Origin of the sequence: Halomonas sp. YLB-10 (assembly GCF_003856855.1) — a bacterium.
Taxonomy (GTDB): Bacteria; Pseudomonadota; Gammaproteobacteria; order Pseudomonadales; family Halomonadaceae; genus Halomonas; species Halomonas litopenaei.
Map to the genome: position 1 here is coordinate 217499 of NZ_RRCU01000003.1, position 25184 is coordinate 242682.

The following is a 25184-nucleotide window of genomic DNA, read 5'->3' on the forward strand; positions in this document are numbered from 1 at the left end:
GCCCGTCGATCATCGATCGACGGGCCTTTTCGTTGTGCCTTCCAATGCAACGGTTCAACACCGACGCAGAAAAAACAGAGCGCCTGGCGGTTGCCCGCCAGGCGCTCTGTTATCGTCGTTTCAGTCTTTCAGCAAGCGCTGCGAGCGCTGGCCCTACACCAGTTCGGCGCTGTTGAAGAAGGCCGTCAGTGCCCGAGTCAGGTGTTCCACGTCCTGGCTGCCGGCGGTCTCGCGGATCGAGTGCATCGCCCACTGGGGCACCCCCACGTCCAGCGTCGGCACGCCAAGCTCCGTTGCGGTGATGGGGCCGATGGTGCTGCCGCAGCCCATGTCCGCCCGGGTAATAAAGGTCTGCACCGGCACCTCTACCTTCTCGCACAGGTCACGGAACATCGCCGCCGTGGCGCTGTTGGTGGCGTAGCGCTGGTTGGCGTTGGTCTTGATCACCGGGCCTGCGTTGAGGCTCGGGCCGTGCTGGGCGTCGTGCTTGTCCTTGAAGTTCGGGTGCAGCGCATGGGCGTTGTCGCAGGAGATCATCCGCGAGGACTGGATCAGGCGGATATAGCCTTCCTCGGTGCCCTCGCCCACCTGGCCATTCACCCGCTTGAGCACGTCGGCGAGGAACGGGCCCTGGGCGCCACAGGCGCTGGCGCTACCCACTTCTTCGTGGTCATTGGCGACCAGCACCATGCCCTGTTCGCCGTCGGCGTCGAGCATCGCTTCCAGGCCAATAAAGCAGGACAGCAGGTTGTCCAGGCGGGCGCTGGCGATCAGTTCCTTGCCCACGCCCACCAGCGACGGCGGCTGCAGATCATAGAAGCCCAGCTCGAAGTCCAGCACCTTCACCCCGGTCAGACCGTGCTCCTGCTCCAGCCAGGCCAGCAGCAGGCGATCGAGGTCGTCGTCCTTGCCGCCCTGCAGCACCACCGGCGCCATCTGGGTCTGGGCATTCATCGCCTTGCCGTCGTTGGCTTCACGATCCAGGTGGATGGCCAGGCTCGGGATGATGGCGATGGCCTCGGCGACGTTGAGCAGCACGCCCTCGACCCGCCCATCGGCGTGACGGACATGCAGACGCCCGGCCAGGCCCAGGTCACGGTCGAACCAGGGCGCGAGCAGTGCCCCGCCGTAGACCTGCACGCCAAGCTGCAGCCAGCCCGCCGAGGTCTGGCCGGCGTGGGTCTTCAGCCTGAGATTGGGGCTGTCGGTATGGGCGCCGACCATGCGCAGACTGGTGACCGGCTGGCCCTTCGGCAGGTTGACGGCGATAATCGAAGAATCGTTGCGGGTCACGTAGAAGCGGTCACCGGGAACCAAATCCCAGCTATCGGTCTCCAACAGACGACGGTAGCCGGCGTCCTCGAGCCGCTGAGCCATGTTCGCGGTGGCGTGCCAAGGGCTGGGGGAACGGTGAAGAAACTCAAGCAGCCGACTGAGCCTTTTGGCGCATCCGGCATCATCCTTTGGCAAGCACTCCTGTGACATGGGCGTCCTCTGTTGCATGATAGTGTGGTTCAAGGATTGACCCTAAATGTCGCACAACGGCAAGGGTCAAGGATTGACATCAAGCTGCTACAATGCGAATCCGGTCCAAGGGACCCGCCGACCGAGTCGGTGTCAGACCGACGAGTGTACACGAATCCTGGAGTGCTTCATTGATGAGCCTGATTGAGTCTGCGGGTCGCGCCCTGGCGCTGTCCCTGCTGATCGCGGCCCCTACGGCGCTGGCTACTCCCACGCCCGGCGACGACCAGCGTCAGGCGGCCATGGAGGTGGCCGAATCACTACGCTACGGCCACTACGCGGACGTGAGGCTGGACGACCAATGGTCCAACCGCGCCTTCCAGCGTTATCTGGACGTGCTGGACGGCCAGCGTGCCTACTTCGTGCAGGACGACGTGGATGAGTTCGCTGATCTGCGTACCGGCATGGACGAGGCAATGCTCGAAGGCTCCCTGGAGCGGGCCTACGACCTCTACGAGCGCTACCACGATCGTGCCGAGGCGCGCCTTACGTGGATGCTCGACGAGATCGACCACCTCGACATGAGCTTCAACGGCGAAGGCCGCCTCGAACTCGACCGCGAGGACGCCGCCTGGGCCGCCTCCCAGGCGAGCCTCGACGACTTGTGGCGCAAGCGCCTGGCCAACGCCGCCCTGACGCTGTCGATCAGCGGCCAGGAAGACGACGAGGTCATCGACACCCTGCGCGAGCGCTACGAGACCCAGAAGCATCGCCTCGAGCAGACCAACGCCGAGGACGTGTTCGGGCTGATCATGGCCGCCGCCACCGGCACCGTGGACCCCCACACCGAATACCTGTCGCCGCGCCAGGGTGAGTCCTTCGACATCCAGATGCGCCTCTCGCTCGAGGGCATCGGTGCCCTGCTCCAGGCCGACGGCGAGTACGTCAAGGTCGCGAGCCTGGTGCCCGGTGGCCCGGCCGAGAAGGACGGCGCGCTCAAGCCCGCCGACCGCATCATCGGCGTCGGCCAGGAAGGCGAAGACATCGTCAACGTGGTCGGCATGCGCTTAGACGACGTGGTCGAACTGATTCGTGGGCCCAAGGGCTCCGAGGTACGCCTCGAGGTGGTGCCCGGCGAAGCCGTGGACATGACCCGCTCCACCGTGGTCGACATCACCCGTGACACCGTCAAGCTCGAGGATCAGGCGGCCAGCAGCGAGGTCATCGAGATCCAGCGCGAAGACGGCGTGCACAAGGTCGGCGTGATCGAGGTGCCCGCCTTCTATGTCGACTTCGACGCCTGGCAGGCCGGCGAGGAAAACTACCGCTCCACCACCCGTGACGTCGCCGCCGAGGTCGAGAAACTCAAGGCCGAAGGCATCGAGGGCATCGTGCTGGACCTGCGCAACAACGGCGGCGGCGCGCTGCAGGAAGCCAACTCGATGATCGGCCTGTTCATCGACCGTGGCCCCACCGTGCAGGTACGTGACGCCCGTGGCCGCATCAGCCTGTACGGCGACACCGACAGCGGCACCCTGTATGACGGCCCTCTGGTGGTGCTGGTCAACCGCCTGTCCGCCTCGGCCTCGGAGATCTTCGCCGGTGCCATCCAGGACTACGGTCGCGGCCTGATCGTCGGCTCCAACACCTTCGGCAAGGGCACGGTGCAGACCCTTAATGACCTGAGCTACGGCCAGATCAAGCTGACCCGCGCCAAGTTCTACCGCATCTCTGGCGAGAGCACCCAGAACCGCGGCGTGAAGCCGGACATCATGTACCCGAGCCTGCTCGACCCCGAGATCATCGGCGAGAGTGCGCTGGACAACGCCCTGCCCTGGGACACCGTACGCGACGTCCAGTACCGCAGCTACGGCACCCCGCGCCAGTACCTGAAGGACCTGCGCGCCCGCCACCAGCAGCGTGCCGACGAGCACCCCAACTTCCACTACCTGGAACAGCGGGCAGAGCTAGCGAGCCGTCTGCGCGAGCAGCACACCAGCGTCAGCCTGAACCGCGAGCAGCGTCAGCGTGAAGCCGACGCCCAGGACGCCGAAATGCTGGCACTCGAAAACGAGCGCCGCGAAGCCCTCGGCCTCGACATCCTCGAGGAATGGGGCGACGCCCGCGAAAGCGGCGACGACGCAGACCTCGCTGACGAAGAGACGGAAGAGGAACAGCCCGTCGACCGCGCCGAGGTCGAGGAGTCAGCGGAAATCCTGCTCGACTTCGCCGAACTCGGCCCGAGCTGGCAGTACGCGGTAAAAGGCTAAGCGGCAAAAAACGTATCGCCGCAAGCAAAATGAAAAAGCCGGGGCATCGAGCCCCGGCTTTTTTATGGACGTGATCTGAAACCAACCATCGCCAACTAACGGCGAACAGCCCTTCTCACTCTTCTCTCCCTCCAAAGCCATACCGCGACCAGGAGTTCGAGCAAGGCGAAGCCCACAAACGCCGCCCCGTAGACCCATCGAACCTGACGCTGCTGCTCCTCGGTCGGAAACAACTCCAGCGAGCCATGCAAGAACCCTGCACCGCTCAGCAGCATCAACACGAGCAACAGCACGGCAACACACCAGAGTAGGATTCTCACCTTCGTCCCGCCTTGTTTGTCAGAGCGCAATCAAGAGGATGGAAAGATGCGGTTACTGAGCGCAACTGAAGTGCCCCCTTCTCCAAGCCAACCTCACTACAGTAGTTGCCAACGCCCATACGGCTAACCATATTGATGGTGTTACCGAAAAAGGAGACACGACGATGCGAAGGCGATCTGATCAGAGAGTTCTTAAAAAAGCCACAAACCTCAGCACCAACAGTGATTTGAGCGAAAAGACCGCGCGTCTGAAGGCCAAAATCTCGGCTACGCGAGAGAAAGCACTGGAGGAAAAGTTCGCCGAGAGCGAAGCCGAACAATGGCAGAGGGAAAACAGCAACGCTATCAAAGCTTACAACGATGCTGTCGCTGAGCATGGGTGCTTCGCCGAAAAGTACAAGACATTCTAATGCCCCTGCTTGACGTGTACGCTAACCCCAGCGCGTCGACGAAAAGGGTGTACCCCTACCTTCTCATACCGAGCAACACCCTCTCAGCGTTGACCACCCTAAGCGCCGCACCCTTTGGGCGCAAATATTTTTCTAAAAGTACGAAAGTTGACCCTCCCTAAGCCAACAGTGGCCCTCGACAGCGCAGCACTGTTGATCCTTGTACAACAAATCTAATCATTGCCTGCCAGGGTTCTAAAAACACCCATAGGCTCTGTAGAACACATACGAGATGAATTAGTCGCCGCACTCGACTTGGCGATAGCAAGGTTCTAGTGATGCATATATAGATATCTAACGCCGCGCTCTGCGGAAAATTTGGAGCGCATCGGAAAATTTGTCCGACAGCAGCGTCTTGTTAAGCGCTTACTTGCCGTCATCCCACGAATTTAGAAAATCAGCAAGAACGTCACCATGACAGGCTTGTGGCTTACAAAAGCAGCCCAAACGCTTTCCTGCTAATTTATACACTTCAGACTTTTCTTTATTTGGGAATTTCTCATAATCAAAGTCATATTTGTATTTTCTTATAACTTCTTCACGATCATCCCCCTCCTCATACATAGAGTAAGGATTTCCCCAATAAGACCCCCTTCCTATGTACTCATAACTCGGGGTGCTTTTCTCTGACTGGTATTCCGTCTCAACTTTGATATTTATAACCCTTGTTATAGAGATACCAACAATCCTTAATGGCTTTCCGCTTTCTTTTAATTGTGCTGTTTCTTCTATGAACTCTTCACCATCGTCAAAAACAATTGCATGAGTTATGTCGTCAGGAGTCCAGCTAGAAAGCTCCTTACTTTCCATCGTCTCTGAGGTTTCGGCACAGAGCTTTGCAATTAAACCTTTTGGATCGGATGGATATATCAATGTGGCTCCGCTAAGACTCGAGGTTATTTTTTTGACTTTTCTCGAGAACTTCGAGTAGCAATTAAAAAGCTTCGGATAAAGAATTAATACGGTAGCCATTAGTACAAATGCTCAACTTTTAAGTCTAAGTCTGAATGTTGATTAAGATATTCAACTACAAGTCTTCTATGACAAAGGTGAGGCTCATGCTCACTGCATAGTAAACAGCCGTGGTCAAGCAATGCTGGCTTTATCAATTTCTCAACATTCCTCTGCCCCATCAAATTTAGAAATTTATCCTCGTATACCTCCCAAGGCATATCGCCTTTCTTGTAAGCATTTAAAATATCTTTAGTTGGTGCTAGTTCAGGTGAGTGAATATATTCTGTACCGCACAGTTCATTCAAAAAGAATTTCAAGTCATCTCTTTTAGCAAAACCAGCAAGTTGAGAAACATTATTTAAGCGAACATCAATTAGAGTCTTTACGTTAAACTGCTTTATAAAATTGAAGAATGTTTCAGCACTCTTTTTTGTGAATCCAATTGTATAGATGTCAATCGCACTATCCATAGCTTCTTATTTCCTCATGAAATTTAGGAAACGTATAGATTCCGTTCACTTGAAGCCAGAATCCATTTCTGTCACCAACAGCCCAGATTCTACTTAAACCTATTCGCAGATATACAGATTCCTGCTCTTTGATTAACTCAGTTACTTCATGAAGCTTACCATCATTCTGGTGCTCTTTAGCATAGTCATGAAAACCTCTATCGGTAATCGATAGATAGCTGTACATATGGCCACTACTGTCTGTGAATGTAGCTTTAATTTTCCCCGGCTTATACCGATCTTCATGGATACTTAACTGATTCGGTGAGATTTTAATGGTGATTATCGAACAGTTCGCTACTTGATCGTGCGGGATATATTTCTGATTATTTCCGAAGTCGACACCAAAACCTTCAGATACTGAATCACTTAATGAAGTCTCTAAAACTTGAAGGAATTTCTCACCGCTACACGCTCCGTGAAACATAAGATTTGAATAGCTTGCGTCCTCTACGTGGGGATTTTCACTATTGGGCTTTAAATTTAGGTTCCCTTTTAGAATTGCGCCTGGATGAATGCCTAGCTCTTGGCAAGTCGCGCTTTTTAAGTAAGGCATTGGCCGTAAACATTCACCTGTATTCACATCAATAACAGCAGTGCAGACATTCTCATCTGTGGAAAATCTTGTTAGGTCTGTGATTATTACTTCTCTCATGTTCACCCCTTGAGATTGAAATTTATTACCATTTAACGCTGAGCGAAGAGGCGGCTGAAAGCCATCCGCCTTGCGCGATTTTTTAGGGGGACGCTGAAACCCCATTCACATTGCACGAGGTTACAATTTCTCGAATCAAGAACTCTTCAAGAGCGGCAGCCTCGAATGACGTTTCGTTGGGGACACCAACAATCCAAACGTAGCGTGGCTGTACTTTCCAGTGGTCGTGCTTCAATTTACACTTTTTATTTTGGCCGTACTGGCAATACGAATTCAGCCGAGCACTCACAGAACTCTTCATTGAAGATTTTCCTATATATACAACGCGACCATCATCATCAAGAAATGCATAGATTCCAGCTTTACCATTACTTGGCCAAGTGTCGTTCCAACAACACTTCGCTTTCAATGCACCTCCCTCTCGCTCTGGAAACAAATCGTAAAGAGGGCCGGAGCTTAAATCGCCCATCTTCGGATGTCGGTAGCATGAACAATACTCATCGACTTTAGCCTTCAGATCATCAAATGTTCCTAACATAGATATCCCATTAGCGCTTTGAATAAGCCGCCAATTGTGAGCGGCAGCGGAAAATTGGTCGGCTTCATTCACTTGTTAGATTGTTGGCCTTCTTGGACCGAAGTTATTGCGTCCAAACTCCAGGTGTTGCCTTTCCTTTGTAACAGACCGGACGCTACCAACTCGCTCCCCTCGGAATGTGCTTTTAAAGCCTTCAAATAGGAGTCAGGACCCAGTGCCAAACGAACCTCAATCAGGCCATAATCTGAATGATCAACTTTAATAGCTACTGTCCGTCTCGCACTCCCCTCCGAGGGGTTCGCAATACAATGTAAATTAACTACTCGCCCAGATATTTGCTGCGCTGTTGGCTCGACAATCTTCAATTTTTCGGATGCATAGCTGAGCATGCTAACGTGAGCTTCTCCTACAGCTGCGCTGCGGAACGAAACGACATCCTCAGACGGTTCTAATATGGTGGCCCAATCAATGTCCACGCCAAATTTAAGCTCTCCACCAAGACCAATTTGAGCTAATGCATCACACATACGAGAATTTAGTGCTCTTTCGTAGGAGGAAATCAGGATATCGGGATCATCATTACGAACTGCACTTTCGAGAGCTAATAGGCCCCTAGCTATCCTTTCAACAATACGTCTATTTACTGGAAGCTCAAATAGGTCTCGATCCTCTTTTTCTTTTATAATTGTACTAGACACTTCAAATCCAAAGCTTCCTCGGAAAGTATGGCAAAATTCAAAGTCGCCAAGATACCCTTGAGCGGCTGGTAAGGACTGTTCAAAATGAGGAAAGCTTTTTATTTCAGAGCAGCCAGAATATAAAAAAAGATTTCTAATTGCCTTAATATGCTTAGAAGCGTCATCAATAGGCAACGAGCTGACAGAATCAGGGACTTGAAGCCGCAGCTTCACTGAATCGGAATTTTCAACTATCAATCCTGAAAGTATTTCAGATACTGGCTTATCTTCAATCTGAGAAAGAGCTTCTATCGATTGTTGAACACGCTCTCTAAAATCAATAAATGATTCGCTGCTTGGAAGGATAAGCTCCAGCGATTGATCCGCATCCACATCAAGCTTGAAGAGCTGCCATTTTTCGCCGTTAGTTGCATATTGCTTCCACCCTTTTCTATAAAGGTAGTTTTTTAGGTCAAACAACCTAACTCGATCTATATTCTCCACATTAGTATTGCCCGAGCGAATCATGAGACAGCTCCCATGAGTAGCTTGTCTTTAAGGCCCAGCAATGATTCCGGCGTAAGCAATTGATCTCTAGGTATTCTAATACGCTTCGAGCTTGAGTTGGGAGATTCAGGCCCCTCGACGAAGTAATAATAACAGCATTTTTTTATAGTCAACTCGTCTTCACACGCAGCCATCCACAAAGATTTATCATCTGGTAGACAGCACAAAACCAAAGCACATGGCAAAACTGACTGGTCCCGCCTAAAAACAAGTCGATTGAATGCATCGGCTTCCATATCGTAGACAACATAGTCATCTTCCAGAGACCAATTTACGCTTGCTTTAAGCTGCAGCGAAAGAAATGCGCCCATATCAATACGCTTGTTTCCATAGGAAGCAATAGTGCGAACTTCAAGATCAATACCAAAATCCTTTGATATCGAATTTGGAACAAAGCCAGACCGAGCGACAATAGCACTGACGTAGGACTCGCTAATTAGCTCTTCAATGGTCTGAACTGGGAGCATGGACACAAACTTCCTTTTTTAAATTTAACGCCGCCATAAACGGCGCGAGCTTGCGAGCGTCCGGCGACCGAAGGGAGCGAATTTAATGGCCTTGTTAGGCGTACTACCTACCCCAGTCATGCAAGCTTCCACCAGAACCTATCCAGACTCCATCACCTAAATAAGCAGGACCTCCACTCCCGTCCGAGCACGCATCGTAGATATCTAACATTTCGTTCTTAGAAGCTTTCCTTTCTTTGGCTTTTTGCTTCAATTCTACTGTTCTTTTGTCCCTAGAACCTTGAGGAACAAAATAACGATCCAAGTGTTCTTCGTTATTTTGAAAACTATTCGCGAAACGAAGTACGCCCTCTAATAAGTTAAATCTGGTGTGAGCCAGGGAATGTCGAACTACCCTTCCATCACCGAGGGAGCCTTCATAATAGCTATATGGTTTTACTGGGTTCCCATTAACTTTGGGGATTACCTGAATATCTATGCCATTTTTTCTTGTGAAAATATAAGAAATGCTGCTTTTATTAACAAAAGCAAAAACCGCTCTATACATTTTTTGGCGAGATTTTATTGGCAACCAACCTGAAGCCTTCAGGGACTTAGTAAATGCGTCTAGCGTTGATATACCTACGTGCAGTGGGGAGCCTTTAGGAGGGTTAATATTTCCTGTTTCATCTAGTGAAGCTTCTGCCCTTCTGCATTCAATTCTTCCGTTACATTCCCAGTTCAAGTATTGAAGTTGAGAAATAGTAGCTATTCTTAATTTTCCATCAGTTCTCCGCACCACAACCTCGTCACCGGCTCTCAAATCTGTACGAAAGCACTGAACAGGAAAGTCCTTTCCGGATTCAGAAAAGGATACAAATGCGATTATATAACTCATACCCTACCTTAATCTGCCTGCGATGGGTCGTCATTACGCCTAACATTTTTTTATTCAACGGAATGCTCTTTTTTCTTCCGCACGAACCTGCCAAGATTGCAGCCTATACCTTTGCATTCTTCCGTAACTTTCTCACTTAACGGCGGAGTAACCCGGGATAAAACGTGCATGCTTATGTTCAAAGCGCGCATGCCCAAAATCGCTCTGTCGTGATTGCAAAGCCATTGATTTTTCGTAACTTTATAGCGCCTGTTCGCAATAAACACGCGCTCTGATACATCACTTCGAGCGTGCCTGTAAATCCTGTGTTTTATTTCGTATACACGAATGAATACTGCACCCAGAGAAACGGCGAAGGCATATCGCCAGTCGAAAGGCACACCTCCCCGTCACCTATAAACTACCGACCAGGCACGCTACCGCCACGGCGGCCACACGACATGACCACCCAGGCGGCGATTGCCGCTGTGCGATCACGAGTACGGAAGGAATTTAGGGCGGGTAACCGAAACGGCAGCACGCTGCCATACAGGCGGTAAGGCGCCCGCATTGAACGTCAGATTAGCGTTGGCTGGTCATCCCTTGGCCATCGTCGGCTTTCCTATCCCTGCGCGTGATCGTTGTTTTCGGGCTCGTAGCGGCACTGTTTATAGCTTGGCGTTGGCCATTAGCAGCAGAATAGACAAAAGATGTGAGGAATGGGAACGAATTTACGCGTTTTTTGGCTTAAGTCTTACAAACTGTTGAATTTCGGAAACTGCTTTTTGAAAGCACTTGCTCGAATAAAATTCGGGGATAGAGATTTGAAGCTGATACGACTGCCCTGCCCAGCGCGAGCAAGCAATCACTCGCATATGGCGGATGGGTGGTATAGCTTGTTCAGCTCGGCGCCAGGTAACCGCGATGCGTTTTTGATCCACCACCGAACCTTGCCGCAATTGACGGGAACGACTCGGCGCGCCTGTGAGGTAACGCTACCAGGAGGCGTCTTCACACCCACCGCAGCAAACGGGCCTGGGTTGCCATACTGAGCACCAAAACGAGCCAATATACGTGAATACGTCAGAATGAGCTGCGAGGCTTCAGATGGATACCCGTATACAGTTTCGTATCGATGAAGAGACAAAGCGCCTAGCCCAGCAGATGGCAGAGAGCCAGGGGCGTACGCTCAGTGGCGCCTGCAGGGAATTGGCAGAACAACTCGCCGAGCAACAGCGCCAAGCAACCTCACACCATGACTGGTTATCGCTTCAGGTCAAGCGAGCATTTGACAGGCTCGAAGCCGGTGCAGCGACCTTTGTCGATCATGAAACCGCAAAATCCCGGATGGCAGAACGAAAGTCACGGATCCGCGCCCGTGACCTTGCCCCGGTAATCGGCGATTCCAAGGGAAGAAGAGGGTCTGACAAGGCGTGAAGCCATTTTCGACTTCCTCTACCAGTTCAATCCTGTGGTTGCCGAACGGACTGATGACCTGATCGAGGAAAGGGCAGAACTGCTGGTGCTGCAACCGCTACTCGGCGTAGAGCGCCAAGGTATACCTGGTCGCTTGCTAATCCTAACGGAAGTATCGCTTCTGATTTCCTATCAGTTGGTAGGCTCAGATATCAGGATTCTGCGCGTCCTCCACCAAAAGCAGCAATTTCCGCCCGCCGATTGACGGCTAATCACTCTCTGACCGCAAAGGCTCGAAGCGGACGTATCTTCTTGGCTCGGCTGATGGACGGAGTCAGCCGGCCCCTCCCCTTCGCTCGATATCCGTTAAGCGTCATTACCTCACCTGCTCTGCATCCTGCCCATCAGTGTCTCGCTATCACGCCCTTGGCTGGCCGGCGTCGCCTGCCGCACCTGGCTCACCTACTAGCCGCTCTCGGTGTCGACATCGGCGAGGGGCTGGTCCTTGGGTGCGGGGTTGGCGTACTTCATCCAGGTCTTGCCGAGGTGGTTGCGCAGTTCGTTGCCCACCTGCTTGCCGTCGCGGGCTTCCAGGGCGGCCATGATGGCTTCGTGCTCATCCATGGCCACGGACCACTTCTCGTTTTTCAGGTTGGAGAGATAGCGCACGCGGTAGAGCTGTCGGCTCAGGGTGGCGTGGATCTCGATCAGGGAGTTGTTGCCGGAGAGCGAGACGATGCGGTTGTGGATCGCCTGGTTCAGGCGAAAGTAGTTCTGGCGGTCACGACGCAGGAAGGCGGCCTTCATCTCGAAGTGCAACGCCTGCAGCTCGGCAATGTCATCGTCGCTGGCATTGGCGCAGCAGAGCTCCGCGGCTGACTGCTCCAGTACGCTCAGCACGTAGGCCTTTTCCTGCACGTCCTGGGGGCTGACGTCGGCGACCACCGCACCCCGTCGCGGGGAGATGACCACCAACCCTTCTGCTGCGAGGATCTTGAACGCCTCGCGCATGGGGGTGCGCGAGACGTCCAGTTCTTCGGCCAGCTTGCGCTCGGGCAGCCGCTGTCCGGGCTGGAAGTGATCCATCACGATATGTTCACGCAGGTAGTTGGCGACCTTCTCCACCAGTCCTTCGCGTGCGTCCACTGCCGCTTCGTCCATCGTTATTGCCGTCATGGTCTTCGATGCCTAAAGAATGGCATACCGTTTTTTGACGGGCAAACATTTACGCGGTTTATCTCACTACATTTATTCGTTGTTATTCAATGATATAACGCACATCTTTTGCCTTATGCGACCAAGGTCTATGTCCCAATCGTTTGACCATCAAAATGGTATACCACTACATTTCTCTGCATCTTGATCCCGCCCGATCCTTCCAGACCGAGGCCTTCAACCCGCTCAGGCAGCCCCCGGCAACGCGCCAGCGGTGGGCCAGGCCAGCACGGAGACGCTCTACGACCATGAACTACCTTCACCACTTTGATACCGCCACCACCGTCGAGGCATGCGTCGCGGGCGCTGGCGATTTCGGTCGCGGCATCCTCCGTCAGGCCCAGCAGATGCCCGGCATGAACGCACGTATCGCGGTGGACATTAGCGCCGAGACGGCCGCCCAGGCGTTCGAGAAGGCCGGTATTCCGGCCTCGCAGATCGCGGTATGCCAAACACAGGACGAGGCAAGCGACGCCTGGCAGGCAGGCAAGTTTGTCGCCTGTGGCGATCTCGAAGTGGTCAAGCACCTGGATTTCGACATCCTGGTGGAAAGTACTGGTATACCAAACGCCGGTGCCACCCACGCGGCCAGTGCACTCAAGGCCGGCAAGCACGTGGGTATCGCCACCAAGGAAACCGAATCGGTGGTCGGTCCCTACCTGACCCGCCTGGGCAACCGCCATGGTCGCCTGTTCACTCCACTGGACGGTGATCAACCGAGTCTGTTGATCGGCCTGGTGACCTGGGCCCAGACGCTGGGCTTCGAGATCATCGCCGCCGGCAAGAGCAGCGAATACGACTTTGTCTGGGACGAGGCGGATCAGGCGATCTGGTGCAACGGCACCCGCTTCGACGCCCCGGACATGGCCGACCTGTGGACACTGCCCGAGGGCGACGAGCGCAGCGTGGTGCGCGCCCGTGGCGAGCACCTGAGCGCTATTCCACAGATCTCCGCACCGGACCTGTGCGAGATGACCAATGTGGCCAACGCCACCGGCCTTACCCCCGACCACCCTGCCTTCCACGCCCTGGTGCTGCGTACCCATGAGGTGCCGACCCTGCTGGATCTGGAAGGCAACGGTGGCGTGCTCTCCGGCACGGGGCGTCTGGAGGTGTTCAACTGCCTGCGCCGCCCGGACGAGCTGAGCTTCGCCGGTGGTGTCTTCGTGGTGGTGCGCTGCGAGGATGCCCACGCCTGGGAGGTGCTGGACGGCAAGGGCCACATCCTGAGTCGCAGCAAGAAAAGCGCCATGGTCTACCTGCCGCGCCATCTGCTGGGCCTGGAAGCGCCTATCTCGCTGCTCGACGCCGTGCTCAAGGGCCTGCCCTCCGGCGGCGGCCAGGCTACCCGCCCGGCGGTTGACCTGGTCGCCCGCGCCACGGTGTCACTCACTAAGGGGCAGGAGCTTGAGATGAAGGGCCACCATCGCCACATCGCAGGCCTTCAGCCCGAAGTGCACCCGGCCGCTGCGCTACTCGATGCCACCCCGGTGCCCTTCTATCTGCTACCCGGCGCCGTGCTCAAGCGCGATGTGGCTGCCGGTCAGTTGATCAGTGTGGCCGACGTGCAGCTGCCGGACTCCACCCTGCTCCACCTTCGCCGTGAGCAGGACGCGATGTTCTTCTCCACCGCCGAATCTTCCTCCGAACCGGCCTGACGTCATGTCAGGCCACCTGGCAACCACTGGGCAGACGCCCATGCTCAACCACAACAACCACCCCCAGGAGAACGCCATGATCACCCGAAACGCGATCATCACCGCCAGCGCCCTCGGCCTGTCGCTCGTCGTTGCGAGCCCCGCCGCGCTGTCCGCCGACGAGGCGGCCGACTTCCCCTCCAAGCCGCTGCAGTTCCTGGTCGCCGCCGGCGCCGGTGGCGGCACCGACAACTTCGCGCGCACCATCAAGCCGCTGCTTGAAGAGGCCATGGACACCCGCGTGACGGTGGTCAACCTGCCGTCCGCTTCCGGCGCCCTGGCCCACCAGCGTACCGCCAACGGCGACGCCGACGGCCACACCCTGGACTTCGCCTCCTCGACTCTGGTCACCTCGCTTGCCGCCGGCCAGAACCCCACCGGCCTCGACCAGCTCACCCCGGTGGCGCGCATGCAGTCCGACGTGATGACACTGATCGTCGATCCGGACAAGTACGCCGACTTCGACGCCTTCATGGAGCACGCCAAGGCCAACCCGGGTCAGGTCATCATCGGCGGCACCCACGCGGCCAGCCCCGACCGCATGGCCTTCCTGTCGTTCCGTGACGCCACCGGCCTGGACATCAGCTTCATTCCCTACGACGAGGAAGGCAGCGTGGCCGCCAACGTCATGGGCGGCAACATCGATGGCCTGTTCGGCGAGATCAGCTCGGTGCTGAGCTACATGGAATCCGGCGAGATGATGCCGATCCTGGTGTTCGCCGAGGAGCGTCTGGAGAACTTCCCGGACATCCCCACCACCGTCGAGAACGGCTGGGACCTGACCGACGGCAACGAGCGCGGCATCTTCGTCCACGCCGACACCCCGGACGCCATCGTCGAGAAGCTCGAATCCACGCTGAAGAGCGTCTACGACTCCGAGACCTACCAGGAGTACGAAGAGCGGGTGAACCTGCACTACCGCGAGGGCTGGCTGGGTAGCGACGACTACCGCGAGAAGCTCGAGCAGAACCTGGAACTCTACACGCGGCTTCTGGAAAACACCTGATCCCGTGGACTGGCGGGCCGGGTACTACCCGGCCCCTCACCTTGCGCTGACGGGACTCGCTCCCGCTGGCCCGCCGTGAACCGAGCCTCACCATGCATACCAAGTTCACCGCCTTTGCCGTCCTGTTGCTGGTACTGGCCGCCGTCACCCTGGTGCCGACGCTTGATTTCCCGAGCTCCGAGGACGTCTCGACCTTTATCGGCCCGCGCCTGTGGCCGCTGTCGCTGTTGCTCCTGCTGATCGTGCTGTCGGCGACCCTGCTGGTCTCCACCCGCATGAGCCAGGCCAAGGAGCGTGCCAGCGACGCCGAGGCCAAGGAGCGTGCCAGCGACGCCGAGGCCAAGGCTTCGATGGAGAAAGCCCCAGCGACTGACCCCGGCCAACAGGCTGACGCCGGCCAGGACAGCGCTACCGACAACGTCACCGACAGCACCACCGAAGCCGCTGACGTTGCTCTTGACCCTGGGTTTCTTGCCGCCAACCGCCACTGGTGGCTGATGGGCACCACCGTTGCCTACACCCTGCTGATGCCGGCCATCGGTTTTCTGCTGGCCACCGTGATCTTCACCCTGGCCTGCACCCTGCTGCTTGGCGCGCGCCACTGGGCGGCCCTGCTTGCCACCGTGGTCATCGCCGTTGCGCTGATCCAGGGCGTGTTCTCCACCCTGCTGGGCATCCCCTTGCCATGACACCCAGCCGGTACGATTTTCCACCAGTATTTCGCGGGAGCTGACGATGCTGGAGAGTTTTCTCAGTGGGCTAGGCGTGGTCTTCCAGCCCATGAACCTGTTGATCCTGACCTCGGCCGTATTCATCGGCTTTATCGGTGGCGCGCTGCCGGGCATCAGCGGCGTGATCCTGGTGGTCATCCTGCTGCCGGTCACCTACGGCATGGAGCCCACCCAGGCGTTCATGCTGCTGACCGCCATCTACGGCTCCACCGTCTTCTCGGGGCTGATCACCGCCATCCTCTATCGCGCCCCAGGCACCCCGGAGGCGGTGATGACGGCCTTCGACGGCTACCCCATGACCCAGCAGGGCGAGGCCGGCAAGGCGCTGGGCATCGGCGTGCTGAGCTCGGCGGTGGGCGGGCTGGTCGGCACCATCGCGTTGATCATCTTCACCCCGATGCTGGCCTCGGTGGCGCTGAAGTTCTCCTCCCCCGAGTACTTTGCACTCGCCATCCTCGGCCTGACCGTGGTGGCCTCCCTCGGTGGCCGGCTGATCCTCGGCTTGATCGGCGCCACCCTGGGCCTGTTGATCGCCACCATCGGCATCGACCCGCTCACCGGTACCAGCCGCTATACCTTTGACAACCTCAACCTGGCCGAGGGGGTCGGACTGATTCCGGTCATCGTCGGGCTGTTCGCGGTGTCCGAGGTGATGAAGCGCTCCCTGAGCCGTGACGCCGAACAACCGCTGACCAAGGTCAAGATCAAGATCTTCGATGCCCCCATCCTGAAGAAGATCGGTGTGACTCTGTCGCGCTCATCGATACTTGGCGTCATCATCGGCATCCTGCCGGGCATCGGCGCCAGCACCGCCGCCATGGTCAGCTACAGCGAGACCGTGCGCTGGTCCAAGCACCCAGAGAAGTTCGGCAAGGGCGCACCGGAAGGTATCGCTGCACCGGAGGCCGCCAACAACGCCGCCGCCATGGGCGCCCTGGTGCCGCTGTTCGCCCTCGGGATTCCGGGAAGCGGCACCACCGCGATCATCCTCGGCGCCTTTATCATGCATGGCCTGCAGCCGGGGCCGATGTTCATGCTGACCTCGAGCGACCTGATCTACGCGGTGTTCGCTGGGCTGTTCGTGGTGAACTTCATGATCCTGGCGTTCTCCAAGCCGTTCATCAAACTGTTCACCCGACTGCTCAACGTGCCCTACTCGGCGCTGGGCCCGATCATCCTGATGTGCTGCATCGTCGGTACCTACTCGGTGCGCAACTCGATGTTCGACGTCTGGCTGATGCTTGGCTTCGGGGTGCTCGGCTTCCTCTTGGAGAAGATCAAGTTCCCGCTGGTCTCGATCATCCTTGGCCTGGTGCTCGGCCCCATCGCCGAGAGCGAGCTGCGTCGCTCGCTGGCCATGTCCCAGGGCGACCTAGGCATCTTCTTCTCGCGCCCGATCAGCGCAAGCCTGATCGCCATCGCGGTGCTGCTTCTGGGCACCACCATCGTCATTGCCCTGCGCAAGCGGGCGAGGACCAAAGCCGCTGCAATGGGCTGAGGTGATAAAGCCACACATTGGCTGACCACCAGCATCCTCCCCACGCAGAAACGACATCGCCCTCGCTGCCGATCAGGCAACGAGGGCGATTTTCTTTGCTGAACCACCCGTGGGCGCCAACAACGCCAGAAGGCTAGATTGATCTTGCGTACGCCTTAGCGTACGCTAGCAAAAAATGGAGGCGACTAATGACCATATTGAATGCAACAGAAGCCCGCTCGAAGCTGTACGCTCTAATTGATGAAACGACGGAAAGCCATCAACCCATTGTCATCACTGGAAAAAGGGGCAATGCAGTGTTACTGGCTGAAGAGGACTGGCGCGCCATCAACGAAACCCTCCACCTACTCTCCATACCTGGCATGCGTGAATCGATTCGTGAAGGAATGGAAACCGACCTCGCCGAGTGTGATCAGGAGCTCGATTGGTGAGCTGGAGGATCTACTACACCAGGCAAGCTCAAAAAGATGCGAAAAAGCTCGCCTCATCAGGCCTAAAGGCCAAGGCACAAGAGTTGCTGGCCATCCTTCGCATGGACCCGTATCAAACGCCACCCCCTTACGAAAAGCTTGTCGGAGATCTCTCAGGGGCCTACTCCAGAAGGATCAACATTCAACACAGGCTCGTCTATCAGGTCATACAGGAAGAAAAGACCATTAAAGTCTTAAGACTATGGACGCACTACGAGTAGAGCTAAATGACGACTCGTCACCCAGCATGCCTCTCTATCAATAGTCATGCCCCGCATCCACTGCGGCAGGCGCCTCCGGATGCAGGCGCTTGATATGGACCCGCCGGGCGAGGCGAATCAGCGGCCGTATCATCATCTCGATACTGCCGATCAGAAACAGCCAGGTCCCTATATAGGCAAGCGACTCGTAGAAAAACAGAATGCTGCCGATGATAAACCAGGTGCCGATCAAGAGGTCGTTGACGATACTGAGCACCTCGTAGCGCTGGCGAATGACCAGCTCTTCATGACCGATGTGCAAAGTCAGGGTGGGAGATTTCGACGGCTCCCGAGAGGTTGATTTATCACTCATACTGCATCTCCTTTCACCGTAATTCCCAAGCCATGCCTGGCTGCGTGAGGCGTCACCGCGTCGTCTAACGTCGATCCTGTCCAGCCGAGACGTCCAACGTCGGCAGCGACCGCCTGCCATCAATCATTTAGCCAAGGATGACGCCTGACAAGGCCATTTGCCAGCGGCGAGGCTTCCCAACAAGATGCCATGACAAGAGTGCGTGAACTGGTTCTGCGGGCCCTTCTGGCGTGCTGCAGCCCAGGGACGAACTGGGTCGAAGCTATCGACACACGGAAAAGCAGCGTCGAGATAAGACTGATGCCGCCATTGGGCAAGCGCGAGAGCGAGGATGGAGCGAATCGAGCCACGTGTCGCCGCCAGTTGGCGAGAAACAGCGAGCAGGAGAAATTAGGTCAACGGAGAAAATAGATAAGAAGGAATTCGCTACGAAGAGAGTAACAAGAAGGAGGGTTGCGCCGAGGGAACTAGCGATAAGCGCTATAAGTGCCAGATGCCGCACTGGCTCCCCGAACAGGACTCGAACCTGTGACCCAATGATTAACAGTCATTTGCTCTACCAACTGAGCTATCGGGGAACAACGATGTGCAGTACTTCAAGCTTGGCGACAATGTCAGCAATGCTGCAAGGCAAGATGGCTCCCCGAACAGGACTCGAACCTGTGACCCAATGATTAACAGTCATTTGCTCTACCAACTGAGCTATCGGGGAATTACCTTGAATTGTCGGTGCGTGACGCGGGATCAACCGTTGCGGTTGGCTCCCCGAGCAGGACTCGAACCTGCGACCCAATGATTAACAGTCATTTGCTCTACCAACTGAGCTATCGGGGAATCGCCTCAAGCACGGGGCGTAGTATACGGATCGCTCCGAGATCGTCAAGCCCGGTTGCGCTTTTGTTGACCCAAGGACTGGCTTAACCCGCTGATCCGCCTCGTAACCTGGGTTCGGGCGGCTCGGGCTGCCGTCACGATGCACTGCACGTTCTGAAGCCCTATCCTAAAGCCCTATCCTGAAGCCCTACCCTGAAGCCCTGCCCTGAACGTTGGCCCCTCGCCCACCGGGCAGGTGCGGGCGGGTCACAAACGCTGAAAGACAGTGCCAGACGATGGCTGACGGGAGGCAAAAAACCCGCCGCATACGAAAGCACCCGCTGACCGAGGTCAGCGGGTGCTTTCTAAATCCTGGTGGCTACGCCCTGACTCGAACAGGGGACCCCATCATTATGAGTGATGTGCTCTAACCAACTGAGCTACGTAGCCTTTTGGGTCGTCATGCGGCAAAAGCGCCGTGTCGACGGGGGAGAATTATGCACACCGTTCATGAACTTGGCAAGCCCGCCTGCGAAATTTTCGACGGCGGGCCTGCCCTGCTCTCTCCTGCCTGGGACGCTCTGGGTTGTTCAGCGCCCCAGTGCTGGCTTATTCAACACCCAGCTCCGCCTTGACCACCTCGAGGGCAGGCTCGCCATCGGCGGTCTCCACGCCTTCGAGCCAGGAGGCGAGCAGCTCCGGGTTGGCCTTGAGGTAGTCGCGGGCGGCCTCGTCCGGGGCGGTGCCGTCATCCATGATGGTGCCCATCAGCTGGTTTTCCATCTCCAGGGTGAAGCTCAGGTTGCTGAGCAGCGCACCGACGTTGGGGCAAGCGTCGGTGTAGCCTGCGCGGGTGTTGGTGTAGACGGTGGCACCGCCCAGGTCGGGGCCGAAGTAGTCGTCGGCGCCTTCCAGGTAAGCCATGTCGAAGTTGGTGTTCATGGGATGCGGCTCCCAGCCGAGGAACACCATCCATGTCTCGTCGGGGACGCGGGCACGCAGCTCCGCCAGCATGCCGGCCTCGCTCGAGTCGATCAGCGACCAGTCGCCGAGCCCAAAGGCGTCATCGTCGATCATCTGCTGGATCAGCTCGTTGCCGTCATTTCCGGCCTCGATGCCGTGGAGTTCGCTGTTGAACTTGTCGGCGTGCTCGTCGAGATCCGCCACCGAGGTGACACCGGCGTCGTAGACATACTGCGGCACCGCAAGGGTGTACTTGGCCCCTTCCAGGTTGGCCCCCAGGCGGTCGACATCACCCTGCTCGACGTAGGGGTCGCTGATGGACGCCATGGACGGCATCCAGTTGCCGAGAAAGACATCGAAGTCGTCGTTCTTCATGCCCGAGTAGGCGATCGGCACCGAGACGGTGTCGATACGCGTCTCGTAGCCCATGGCCTTCAGCACTTCGGTGGTCAAGGCGGTGGTGGCGGTGATGTCGGTCCAGCCGACTTCGGCGAAACGCACCGGCTGGCAGCTGTCATCGGCGGCCATCGCCTGGGGGGCGGCAAGGCCGGCGATGGCAGCCGCCAGTACGGACAGAGCGGGAATCGTCGGGGTCGTCATGATGCACTCCTTGTTGAGGTTATCGGTTGCAGTATGGTGGCCTGTTCACGACTGTGCCGTTGAATCGACCAGATTTTGATTGAACGTCCAATCAATAAAAGGCATACTCTCTACATCCTAACCTCGGGGGTGCCTCGAGGAGCAAGTCACTAGATTCAACTCTTGAGCACGATATCGCTCGAGACGCGCATCAACAGATTCACCTCTCGGGCACGTCAATGTTCGAGGGCGAACGGCACGGAGGTCTGTCATGCCCAAGGTAGGAATGGAGCCGATCCGCCGCCAGCAGCTGATCCAGGCGACCATGGCGGCGATCCACGAGGTGGGGCTTGCCGATGCCACCATCATGCGTATCGCCCGCCACGCCGGGGTCTCCGCCGGCATCATCAGCCACTACTTCGGTGGCAAGGATGGCCTCTTGGAGGCGACCATGCGCCAGATCCAGCATGACCTGGGCCAGGCCGTGGCGGCGCGGCGCAAGGCGCTGAGCGACTCAAGCCCCCGTGCCCATCTGGAAGCCATCATCGACGGCAACTTCGACGCATCCCAGACCAACGCCCGAGCTGCCGGCACCTGGCTCGCCTTCTGGGCCAACTCGATGCACAAGGCCGACCTGCAGCGGCTGCAGAAGATCAACGACCGGCGGCTGTACGCCAATCTGTGCTACCAGTTTCGCCGGCTGATGCCCCGACACGAGGCCCAGCGCGCCGCCAATGGCCTGGCCGCGATGATCGACGGCCTGTGGCTGCGCGGCACCCTGTCGCCGGAAGGCCTGGACGCGGTCCAGGCCCGCCAGCTGGCGCGGGAGTACCTGAATCGACTGCTCGACAGCCACGCGCCCGCTGCGGCTCACGAACCCTAACCGGCCTAAGTCTCTTCCGGCCAAGGCTCCGAGCCTCAAGCCGGATCTCAGGCCGACCGAGTGGGCAGGCTCAACACCTGCGCCACTCACGCGCACATTCTTGCTCTTCACTTATCGCCCCGACATCGCTGTCAGCTTGCTGACACATGCCCTTTCGACAGGAGGATGCCATGGCAACTCTCGAACTCCAGAAGCTCTACATCGACGGCCGTCTGACCGACGCCACCTCCAACGAGACCTTCAGCGTCACCAACCCCTACGATGGCAGCCACCTGGCCGACGTGCAGGTGGCAAGCCAGGCCGACGTGGACGCCGCTGTCGCCGCGGCCCAGCGCGGCCAGAAGATGTGGGGCGCGATGTCCGGCATGGAGCGCGGACGCATCCTCAACCGCGCCGTGGCGCTGCTGCGCGAGCGTAACGACGAGATCGCCGAGCTCGAGACCCGCAACACCGGCAAGCCGTTCAGCGAGACGTCCACCGTCGATATCGTCACCGGCGCCGACGTGCTCGAATACTACGCCGGCCTCGCCGCCGCCATCGAAGGCAGCCAGATTCCGCTGCGTGAAGACAGCTTCGTCTACACCCGCCGCGAGCCGCTGGGCGTCATCGGTTCCATCGGCGCCTGGAACTACCCGATCCAGATCGCCTGCTGGAAGTCCGCCCCGGCGCTGGCCGCCGGCAACGCCGTGGTGTTTAAGCCCAGCGAGGTCACCCCGCTGACCACCATGATCCTGGCCGAGGTGTTCACCGAAGCCGGTCTGCCCGATGGCGTGTTCAACGTCGTCCATGGCGAGGCCGAGGTGGGCCAGGCGATCACCGGCCACCCGGACATCGCCAAGGTCTCGTTCACCGGCGAGGTAGGCACCGGCAAGAAGGTGATGTCGGCCTCCGCCGCCTCCAGCCTCAAGGACGTCACCATGGAGCTTGGCGGCAAGTCGCCGCTGATCGTCTGCCGTGACGCCGACCTGGTCCGTGCCGCCGACGCGGCGATGATGGCCAACTTCTACTCCAGCGGCCAGATCTGCACCAACGGCACCCGGGTGTTCGTCGACAACGCCGTCAAGGACGACTTCGAGGCACTGCTCGAGGAGCGCGTGGCGCGCATCAAGGCCGGCGACCCGATGGACCCCTCGGTCAACTTCGGCCCGCTGGTCAGCTTCGAACACCAGGAGAAGGTGCTGTCCTACATCGAGCTGGGCAAGCAGCAAGGCGCCCGGGTACTGGCCGGCGGCGACGCCTGGGACCAGGGCGACTGGGCCAAGGGCGCCTGGGCGGCCCCCACGGTGTTCACCGACTGCACCGATGACATGCGCATCGTGCGCGAAGAGATCTTCGGCCCGGTGATGTCGGTGCTCGGCTTCGACTCCGACGAGGAAGTACTCGAGCGCGCCAACGCCACCACCTATGGCCTGGCCGCCGGCGTCTTCACCGAGAGCCTCAACCGTGCGCATCGCCTGATCCATCGCCTGGAAGCCGGCATCTGCTGGATCAACACCTGGGGCGAGTCCCCGGCCGAAATGCCGGTGGGTGGCTACAAGCAGTCCGGCGTCGGCCGCGAGAACGGCATCGAGACCCTGGCCCACTACACCCAGACCAAGTCGGTCCAGGTCGAAATGGGCCCCTTCGAGTCGGTCTTCTAAGGCCGGCCCGTCGCGATAGTCCTCGAACACCGCGTCACGCCTGACCCGGTCACCCCATTGCCTTCAGGGAGGCGTCACATGTCACAGCTCCGTGAATTCGACTACGTCATCATCGGCGCCGGCTCCGCCGGCAACGTCCTCGCCACTCGTCTGACCGAGGACCCGGACGTCCAGGTCCTGCTGCTGGAAGCCGGCGGCAAGGACCACCGCTTCGACTTCCGCACCCAGATGCCGGCAGCGCTGGCCTACCCGTTGCAGGGCAGGCGCTACAACTGGGCCTTCGAGACGGACCCCGAGCCGCACATGGACAATCGCCGCATGGAGTGCGGTCGCGGCAAGGGCCTTGGCGGCTCTTCGCTGATCAACGGCATGTGCTACATCCGTGGCAACGCCCTGGACTATGACGGCTGGGCCAAGCGCGACGGGCTCGAGGATTGGCACTACGCCAACTGCCTGCCCTACTTCAGGAAGGCCGAGACCCGCGATATCGGCCCCAATGACTACCATGGCGGCGACGGCCCGGTGTGCGTGGCCACCCCGAAGCCCGGCAACAACCCGCTCTACCACGCCTTTATCGAGGCGGGACAGCAGGCAGGCTACCCGGCCACCGAGGACGTCAACGGCTACCAGCAGGAAGGCTTCGGCCCCATGGACCGCTTCGTCACGCCCCAGGGACGCCGCGCCTCCACCGCGCGCGGCTATCTGGACGAGGCCAAGAAGCGCCCCAACCTGACCATCGAGACCCGAGCCACCACCGACGTCATCCTGTTCGAGGGCAAGCGTGCGGTGGGCCTGCGCTATCAGCGCAAGGGCCAGACCCAGGAGGTGCGCACCCGTCGCGAGGTGCTGCTGTGCGCCGGCGCCATCGCCTCGCCGCAGATTCTGCAGCGCTCGGGCATCGGCCCGGCGGACCTGCTGGCGGAGCTCGGCATCGAGGCGGTCCACGTCAACGACAACGTCGGAGCCCATCTGCAGGACCACCTGGAGATGTACATCCAGTACGAGTGCAAGAAGCCGATCTCGCTGTACCCGGCGCTGAAGTGGTACAACCAGCCGGCGATCGGCGCCGAGTGGCTGTTCAAGGGCAGCGGCGTGGGCGCCAGCAACCAGTTCGAGGCCGCCGGTTTCATCCGCACCAGCGAAGAGGAAGCCTGGCCGAACCTGCAGTATCACTTCCTGCCGATCGCCATCAGCTACAACGGCAAGAGCGCGGTGCAGGCCCATGGCTTCCAGGCCCACGTCGGCTCGATGCGCTCCCAGAGCGAAGGCCGCGTACGGCTGACCTCGGTCGATCCCAAGGCCGCGCCCTCGATCCTGTTCAACTACATGTCCACCGAAAAGGACTGGGAAGAGTTCCGCGACGCCATTCGCCTGACCCGCGAGATCATCGCCCAGCCGGCCATGGACGAGTTCCGCGGCCGCGAGATCTCGCCGGGGCCGGACGTGCAGAGCGACGATGAGCTCGACGCCTTCGTGCGCCGCCACGCCGAGACCGCCTATCACCCCTGTGGCACCTGCCGCATGGGCGACGGTGACGACTGCGTGGTCGACGGCGCCGGACGCGTGCACGGGGTAGAAAGCGTGCGGGTGGTCGACGCCTCGCTGTTCCCGGTGATTCCCACCGGCAACCTCAACGCGCCGACGATCATGCTGGCCGAGCGCATGGCCGACAAGATCCGAGGCCGCGAGCCGCTGCCGCCGAGCCAGGCGCCCTACTACGTGGCCAACGGCGCCCCGGCCCAGAAGCCGCCGCAGCGCCGGCTCGAGGAGGCCCACCCGACCCAGAGCGAGCGGCGCCTCTCCGCGCCTGCTGGTGCTGGTGCTGGTGCAAGTTCTGATAGCACAGCGCAGCCTGGCTGACGCCGGAAAAGCTGCCGCTGGCGGCGACACGATTTAGACGACATCGACCTGGCCCCGTGACTTTCACGGGGCCATTTTTGTGCAGCTAAGAGACCTCTAGTTCGACCATGGTGC

The 25184-nt window shown here is 58.3% G+C and carries 24 protein-coding genes and 4 tRNA genes; 13 read left to right on the forward strand and 15 right to left on the reverse strand.

The annotated features are described in order from the left end of the window. Window positions 1-153: 153 nt before the first annotated feature. Complete coding sequence (locus EBB56_RS08340) at window positions 154-1485, reverse strand: M18 family aminopeptidase (RefSeq protein ID WP_108448921.1); 1332 nt, start codon at window positions 1483-1485, stop codon at window positions 154-156. 173 nt (window positions 1486-1658) lie between these two features. Here EBB56_RS08340 and EBB56_RS08345 point away from each other — a divergent pair, with 173 nt between their 5' ends. Both EBB56_RS08345 and EBB56_RS08350 read left to right on the forward strand, forming a co-directional pair. After that, the gene (locus EBB56_RS08345) at window positions 1659-3734 is read left to right on the forward strand and encodes a carboxy terminal-processing peptidase (RefSeq protein WP_124803855.1); all 2076 of its coding nucleotides are present in this window, start codon (window positions 1659-1661) and stop codon (window positions 3732-3734) included. A gap of 484 nt (window positions 3735-4218) precedes the next feature. Beyond that, window positions 4219-4464, forward strand: a complete 246-nt coding sequence (locus EBB56_RS08350; RefSeq protein WP_124803857.1) for a type II toxin-antitoxin system CcdA family antitoxin — start codon at window positions 4219-4221, stop codon at window positions 4462-4464. Window positions 4465-4869: 405 nt separating this feature from the next. On the opposite strand, the gene EBB56_RS08355 is transcribed toward EBB56_RS08350, so the two are convergent. The 7 genes from EBB56_RS08355 to EBB56_RS08385 all read right to left on the reverse strand — a co-directional run bounded on the left by EBB56_RS08355 (window position 4870) and on the right by EBB56_RS08385 (window position 9747). After that, window positions 4870-5475: a DUF4326 domain-containing protein gene (locus tag EBB56_RS08355; protein WP_124803859.1), complete on the reverse strand. Its 606-nt coding sequence runs from the start codon at window positions 5473-5475 to the stop codon at window positions 4870-4872. After that, window positions 5475-5927: a DUF488 family protein gene (locus EBB56_RS08360; protein WP_260425313.1), complete on the reverse strand. Its 453-nt coding sequence runs from the start codon at window positions 5925-5927 to the stop codon at window positions 5475-5477. The genes EBB56_RS08355 and EBB56_RS08360 overlap by 1 nt, the downstream gene beginning before the upstream one ends. After that, entirely contained in the window at window positions 5920-6726 is an 807-nt protein-coding gene (locus EBB56_RS08365; protein ID WP_260425314.1) for a dual OB domain-containing protein, read from the reverse strand. Before EBB56_RS08365 ends, EBB56_RS08360 begins: the two co-directional genes overlap by 8 nt. Next, window positions 6704-7159, reverse strand: a complete 456-nt coding sequence (locus EBB56_RS22330; RefSeq protein ID WP_409360203.1) for a GIY-YIG nuclease family protein — start codon at window positions 7157-7159, stop codon at window positions 6704-6706. Before EBB56_RS22330 ends, EBB56_RS08365 begins: the two co-directional genes overlap by 23 nt. Window positions 7160-7227: 68 nt before the next feature. After that, on the reverse strand, window positions 7228-8364 hold the full coding sequence (locus tag EBB56_RS08375) for a hypothetical protein (protein ID WP_124803865.1): 1137 nt from the start codon (window positions 8362-8364) through the stop codon (window positions 7228-7230). Continuing rightward, window positions 8361-8870, reverse strand: coding sequence for a DUF4365 domain-containing protein (locus tag EBB56_RS08380; protein ID WP_124803867.1), 510 nt, complete (start codon window positions 8868-8870; stop codon window positions 8361-8363). The genes EBB56_RS08375 and EBB56_RS08380 overlap by 4 nt, the downstream gene beginning before the upstream one ends. Before the next feature lie 103 nt (window positions 8871-8973). Continuing rightward, window positions 8974-9747 carry a hypothetical protein gene (locus tag EBB56_RS08385; RefSeq protein WP_124803869.1) on the reverse strand — a complete coding sequence of 258 codons (774 nt, stop codon included), beginning with the start codon at window positions 9745-9747 and terminating at the stop codon, window positions 8974-8976. 1086 nt (window positions 9748-10833) lie between these two features. On the opposite strand from EBB56_RS08385, the gene EBB56_RS08390 reads away from it, so the two are divergent. Together EBB56_RS08390 and EBB56_RS08395 are read left to right on the forward strand one after the other, a co-directional pair. Continuing rightward, window positions 10834-11163: a damage-inducible protein J gene (locus EBB56_RS08390; protein ID WP_124803871.1), complete on the forward strand. Its 330-nt coding sequence runs from the start codon at window positions 10834-10836 to the stop codon at window positions 11161-11163. A 4-nt stretch (window positions 11164-11167) separates the two neighbouring features. Further along, the gene (locus EBB56_RS08395; protein ID WP_409360204.1) at window positions 11168-11407 is read left to right on the forward strand and encodes a type II toxin-antitoxin system RelE/ParE family toxin; all 240 of its coding nucleotides are present in this window, start codon (window positions 11168-11170) and stop codon (window positions 11405-11407) included. 200 nt (window positions 11408-11607) lie between these two features. Here the strand turns inward: EBB56_RS08395 and EBB56_RS08400 are convergent, their stop codons facing one another. Further along, on the reverse strand, window positions 11608-12318 hold the full coding sequence (locus EBB56_RS08400; RefSeq protein WP_260425316.1) for a GntR family transcriptional regulator: 711 nt from the start codon (window positions 12316-12318) through the stop codon (window positions 11608-11610). A 287-nt stretch (window positions 12319-12605) separates the two neighbouring features. On the opposite strand from EBB56_RS08400, the gene EBB56_RS08405 reads away from it, so the two are divergent. From EBB56_RS08405 to EBB56_RS08430, 6 genes are all read left to right on the forward strand, one after another. Then, on the forward strand, window positions 12606-14015 hold the full coding sequence (locus tag EBB56_RS08405; protein WP_124803873.1) for an NAD(P)H-dependent oxidoreductase: 1410 nt from the start codon (window positions 12606-12608) through the stop codon (window positions 14013-14015). A gap of 76 nt (window positions 14016-14091) precedes the next feature. Next, complete coding sequence (locus tag EBB56_RS08410) at window positions 14092-15060, forward strand: tripartite tricarboxylate transporter substrate binding protein (protein WP_045994607.1); 969 nt, start codon at window positions 14092-14094, stop codon at window positions 15058-15060. 92 nt (window positions 15061-15152) lie between these two features. Continuing rightward, window positions 15153-15749, forward strand: coding sequence for a tripartite tricarboxylate transporter TctB family protein (locus EBB56_RS08415; RefSeq protein WP_124803875.1), 597 nt, complete (start codon window positions 15153-15155; stop codon window positions 15747-15749). A gap of 46 nt (window positions 15750-15795) precedes the next feature. Then, on the forward strand, window positions 15796-17289 hold the full coding sequence (locus EBB56_RS08420; RefSeq protein ID WP_124803877.1) for a tripartite tricarboxylate transporter permease: 1494 nt from the start codon (window positions 15796-15798) through the stop codon (window positions 17287-17289). Between the two features lie 188 nt (window positions 17290-17477). Further along, window positions 17478-17720: a type II toxin-antitoxin system Phd/YefM family antitoxin gene (locus tag EBB56_RS08425; protein WP_124803879.1), complete on the forward strand. Its 243-nt coding sequence runs from the start codon at window positions 17478-17480 to the stop codon at window positions 17718-17720. Next, on the forward strand, window positions 17717-17980 hold the full coding sequence (locus EBB56_RS08430) for a Txe/YoeB family addiction module toxin (protein WP_124803881.1): 264 nt from the start codon (window positions 17717-17719) through the stop codon (window positions 17978-17980). Before EBB56_RS08425 ends, EBB56_RS08430 begins: the two co-directional genes overlap by 4 nt. Window positions 17981-18017: 37 nt before the next feature. Here the strand turns inward: EBB56_RS08430 and EBB56_RS08435 are convergent, their stop codons facing one another. The 6 genes from EBB56_RS08435 to EBB56_RS08460 all read right to left on the reverse strand — a co-directional run bounded on the left by EBB56_RS08435 (window position 18018) and on the right by EBB56_RS08460 (window position 20636). After that, the gene (locus EBB56_RS08435; RefSeq protein ID WP_124803883.1) at window positions 18018-18332 is read right to left on the reverse strand and encodes a YrhK family protein; all 315 of its coding nucleotides are present in this window, start codon (window positions 18330-18332) and stop codon (window positions 18018-18020) included. 502 nt (window positions 18333-18834) lie between these two features. Beyond that, window positions 18835-18910 (reverse strand) — tRNA-Asn (locus tag EBB56_RS08440). Between the two features lie 58 nt (window positions 18911-18968). Next, a tRNA-Asn gene (locus EBB56_RS08445) sits at window positions 18969-19044 on the reverse strand. A 46-nt stretch (window positions 19045-19090) separates the two neighbouring features. Beyond that, window positions 19091-19166, reverse strand: a tRNA-Asn gene (locus EBB56_RS08450). A 352-nt stretch (window positions 19167-19518) separates the two neighbouring features. Continuing rightward, window positions 19519-19595, reverse strand: a tRNA-Met gene (locus EBB56_RS08455). A 159-nt stretch (window positions 19596-19754) separates the two neighbouring features. Continuing rightward, window positions 19755-20636 carry a choline ABC transporter substrate-binding protein gene (locus tag EBB56_RS08460; protein ID WP_253029394.1) on the reverse strand — a complete coding sequence of 294 codons (882 nt, stop codon included), beginning with the start codon at window positions 20634-20636 and terminating at the stop codon, window positions 19755-19757. Window positions 20637-20958: 322 nt separating this feature from the next. Between EBB56_RS08460 and betI the strand changes: the two genes are divergently transcribed. From betI to betA, 3 genes are all read left to right on the forward strand, one after another. Beyond that, window positions 20959-21570, forward strand: a complete 612-nt coding sequence (betI, locus tag EBB56_RS08465) for a transcriptional regulator BetI (protein ID WP_185696406.1) — start codon at window positions 20959-20961, stop codon at window positions 21568-21570. A 170-nt stretch (window positions 21571-21740) separates the two neighbouring features. Then, entirely contained in the window at window positions 21741-23210 is a 1470-nt protein-coding gene (betB, locus tag EBB56_RS08470; protein WP_124803887.1) for a betaine-aldehyde dehydrogenase, read from the forward strand. A 78-nt stretch (window positions 23211-23288) separates the two neighbouring features. Then, window positions 23289-25070, forward strand: coding sequence for a choline dehydrogenase (gene betA / locus EBB56_RS08475; protein WP_124803889.1), 1782 nt, complete (start codon window positions 23289-23291; stop codon window positions 25068-25070). The last annotated feature ends 114 nt before the right edge of the window (window positions 25071-25184 follow it).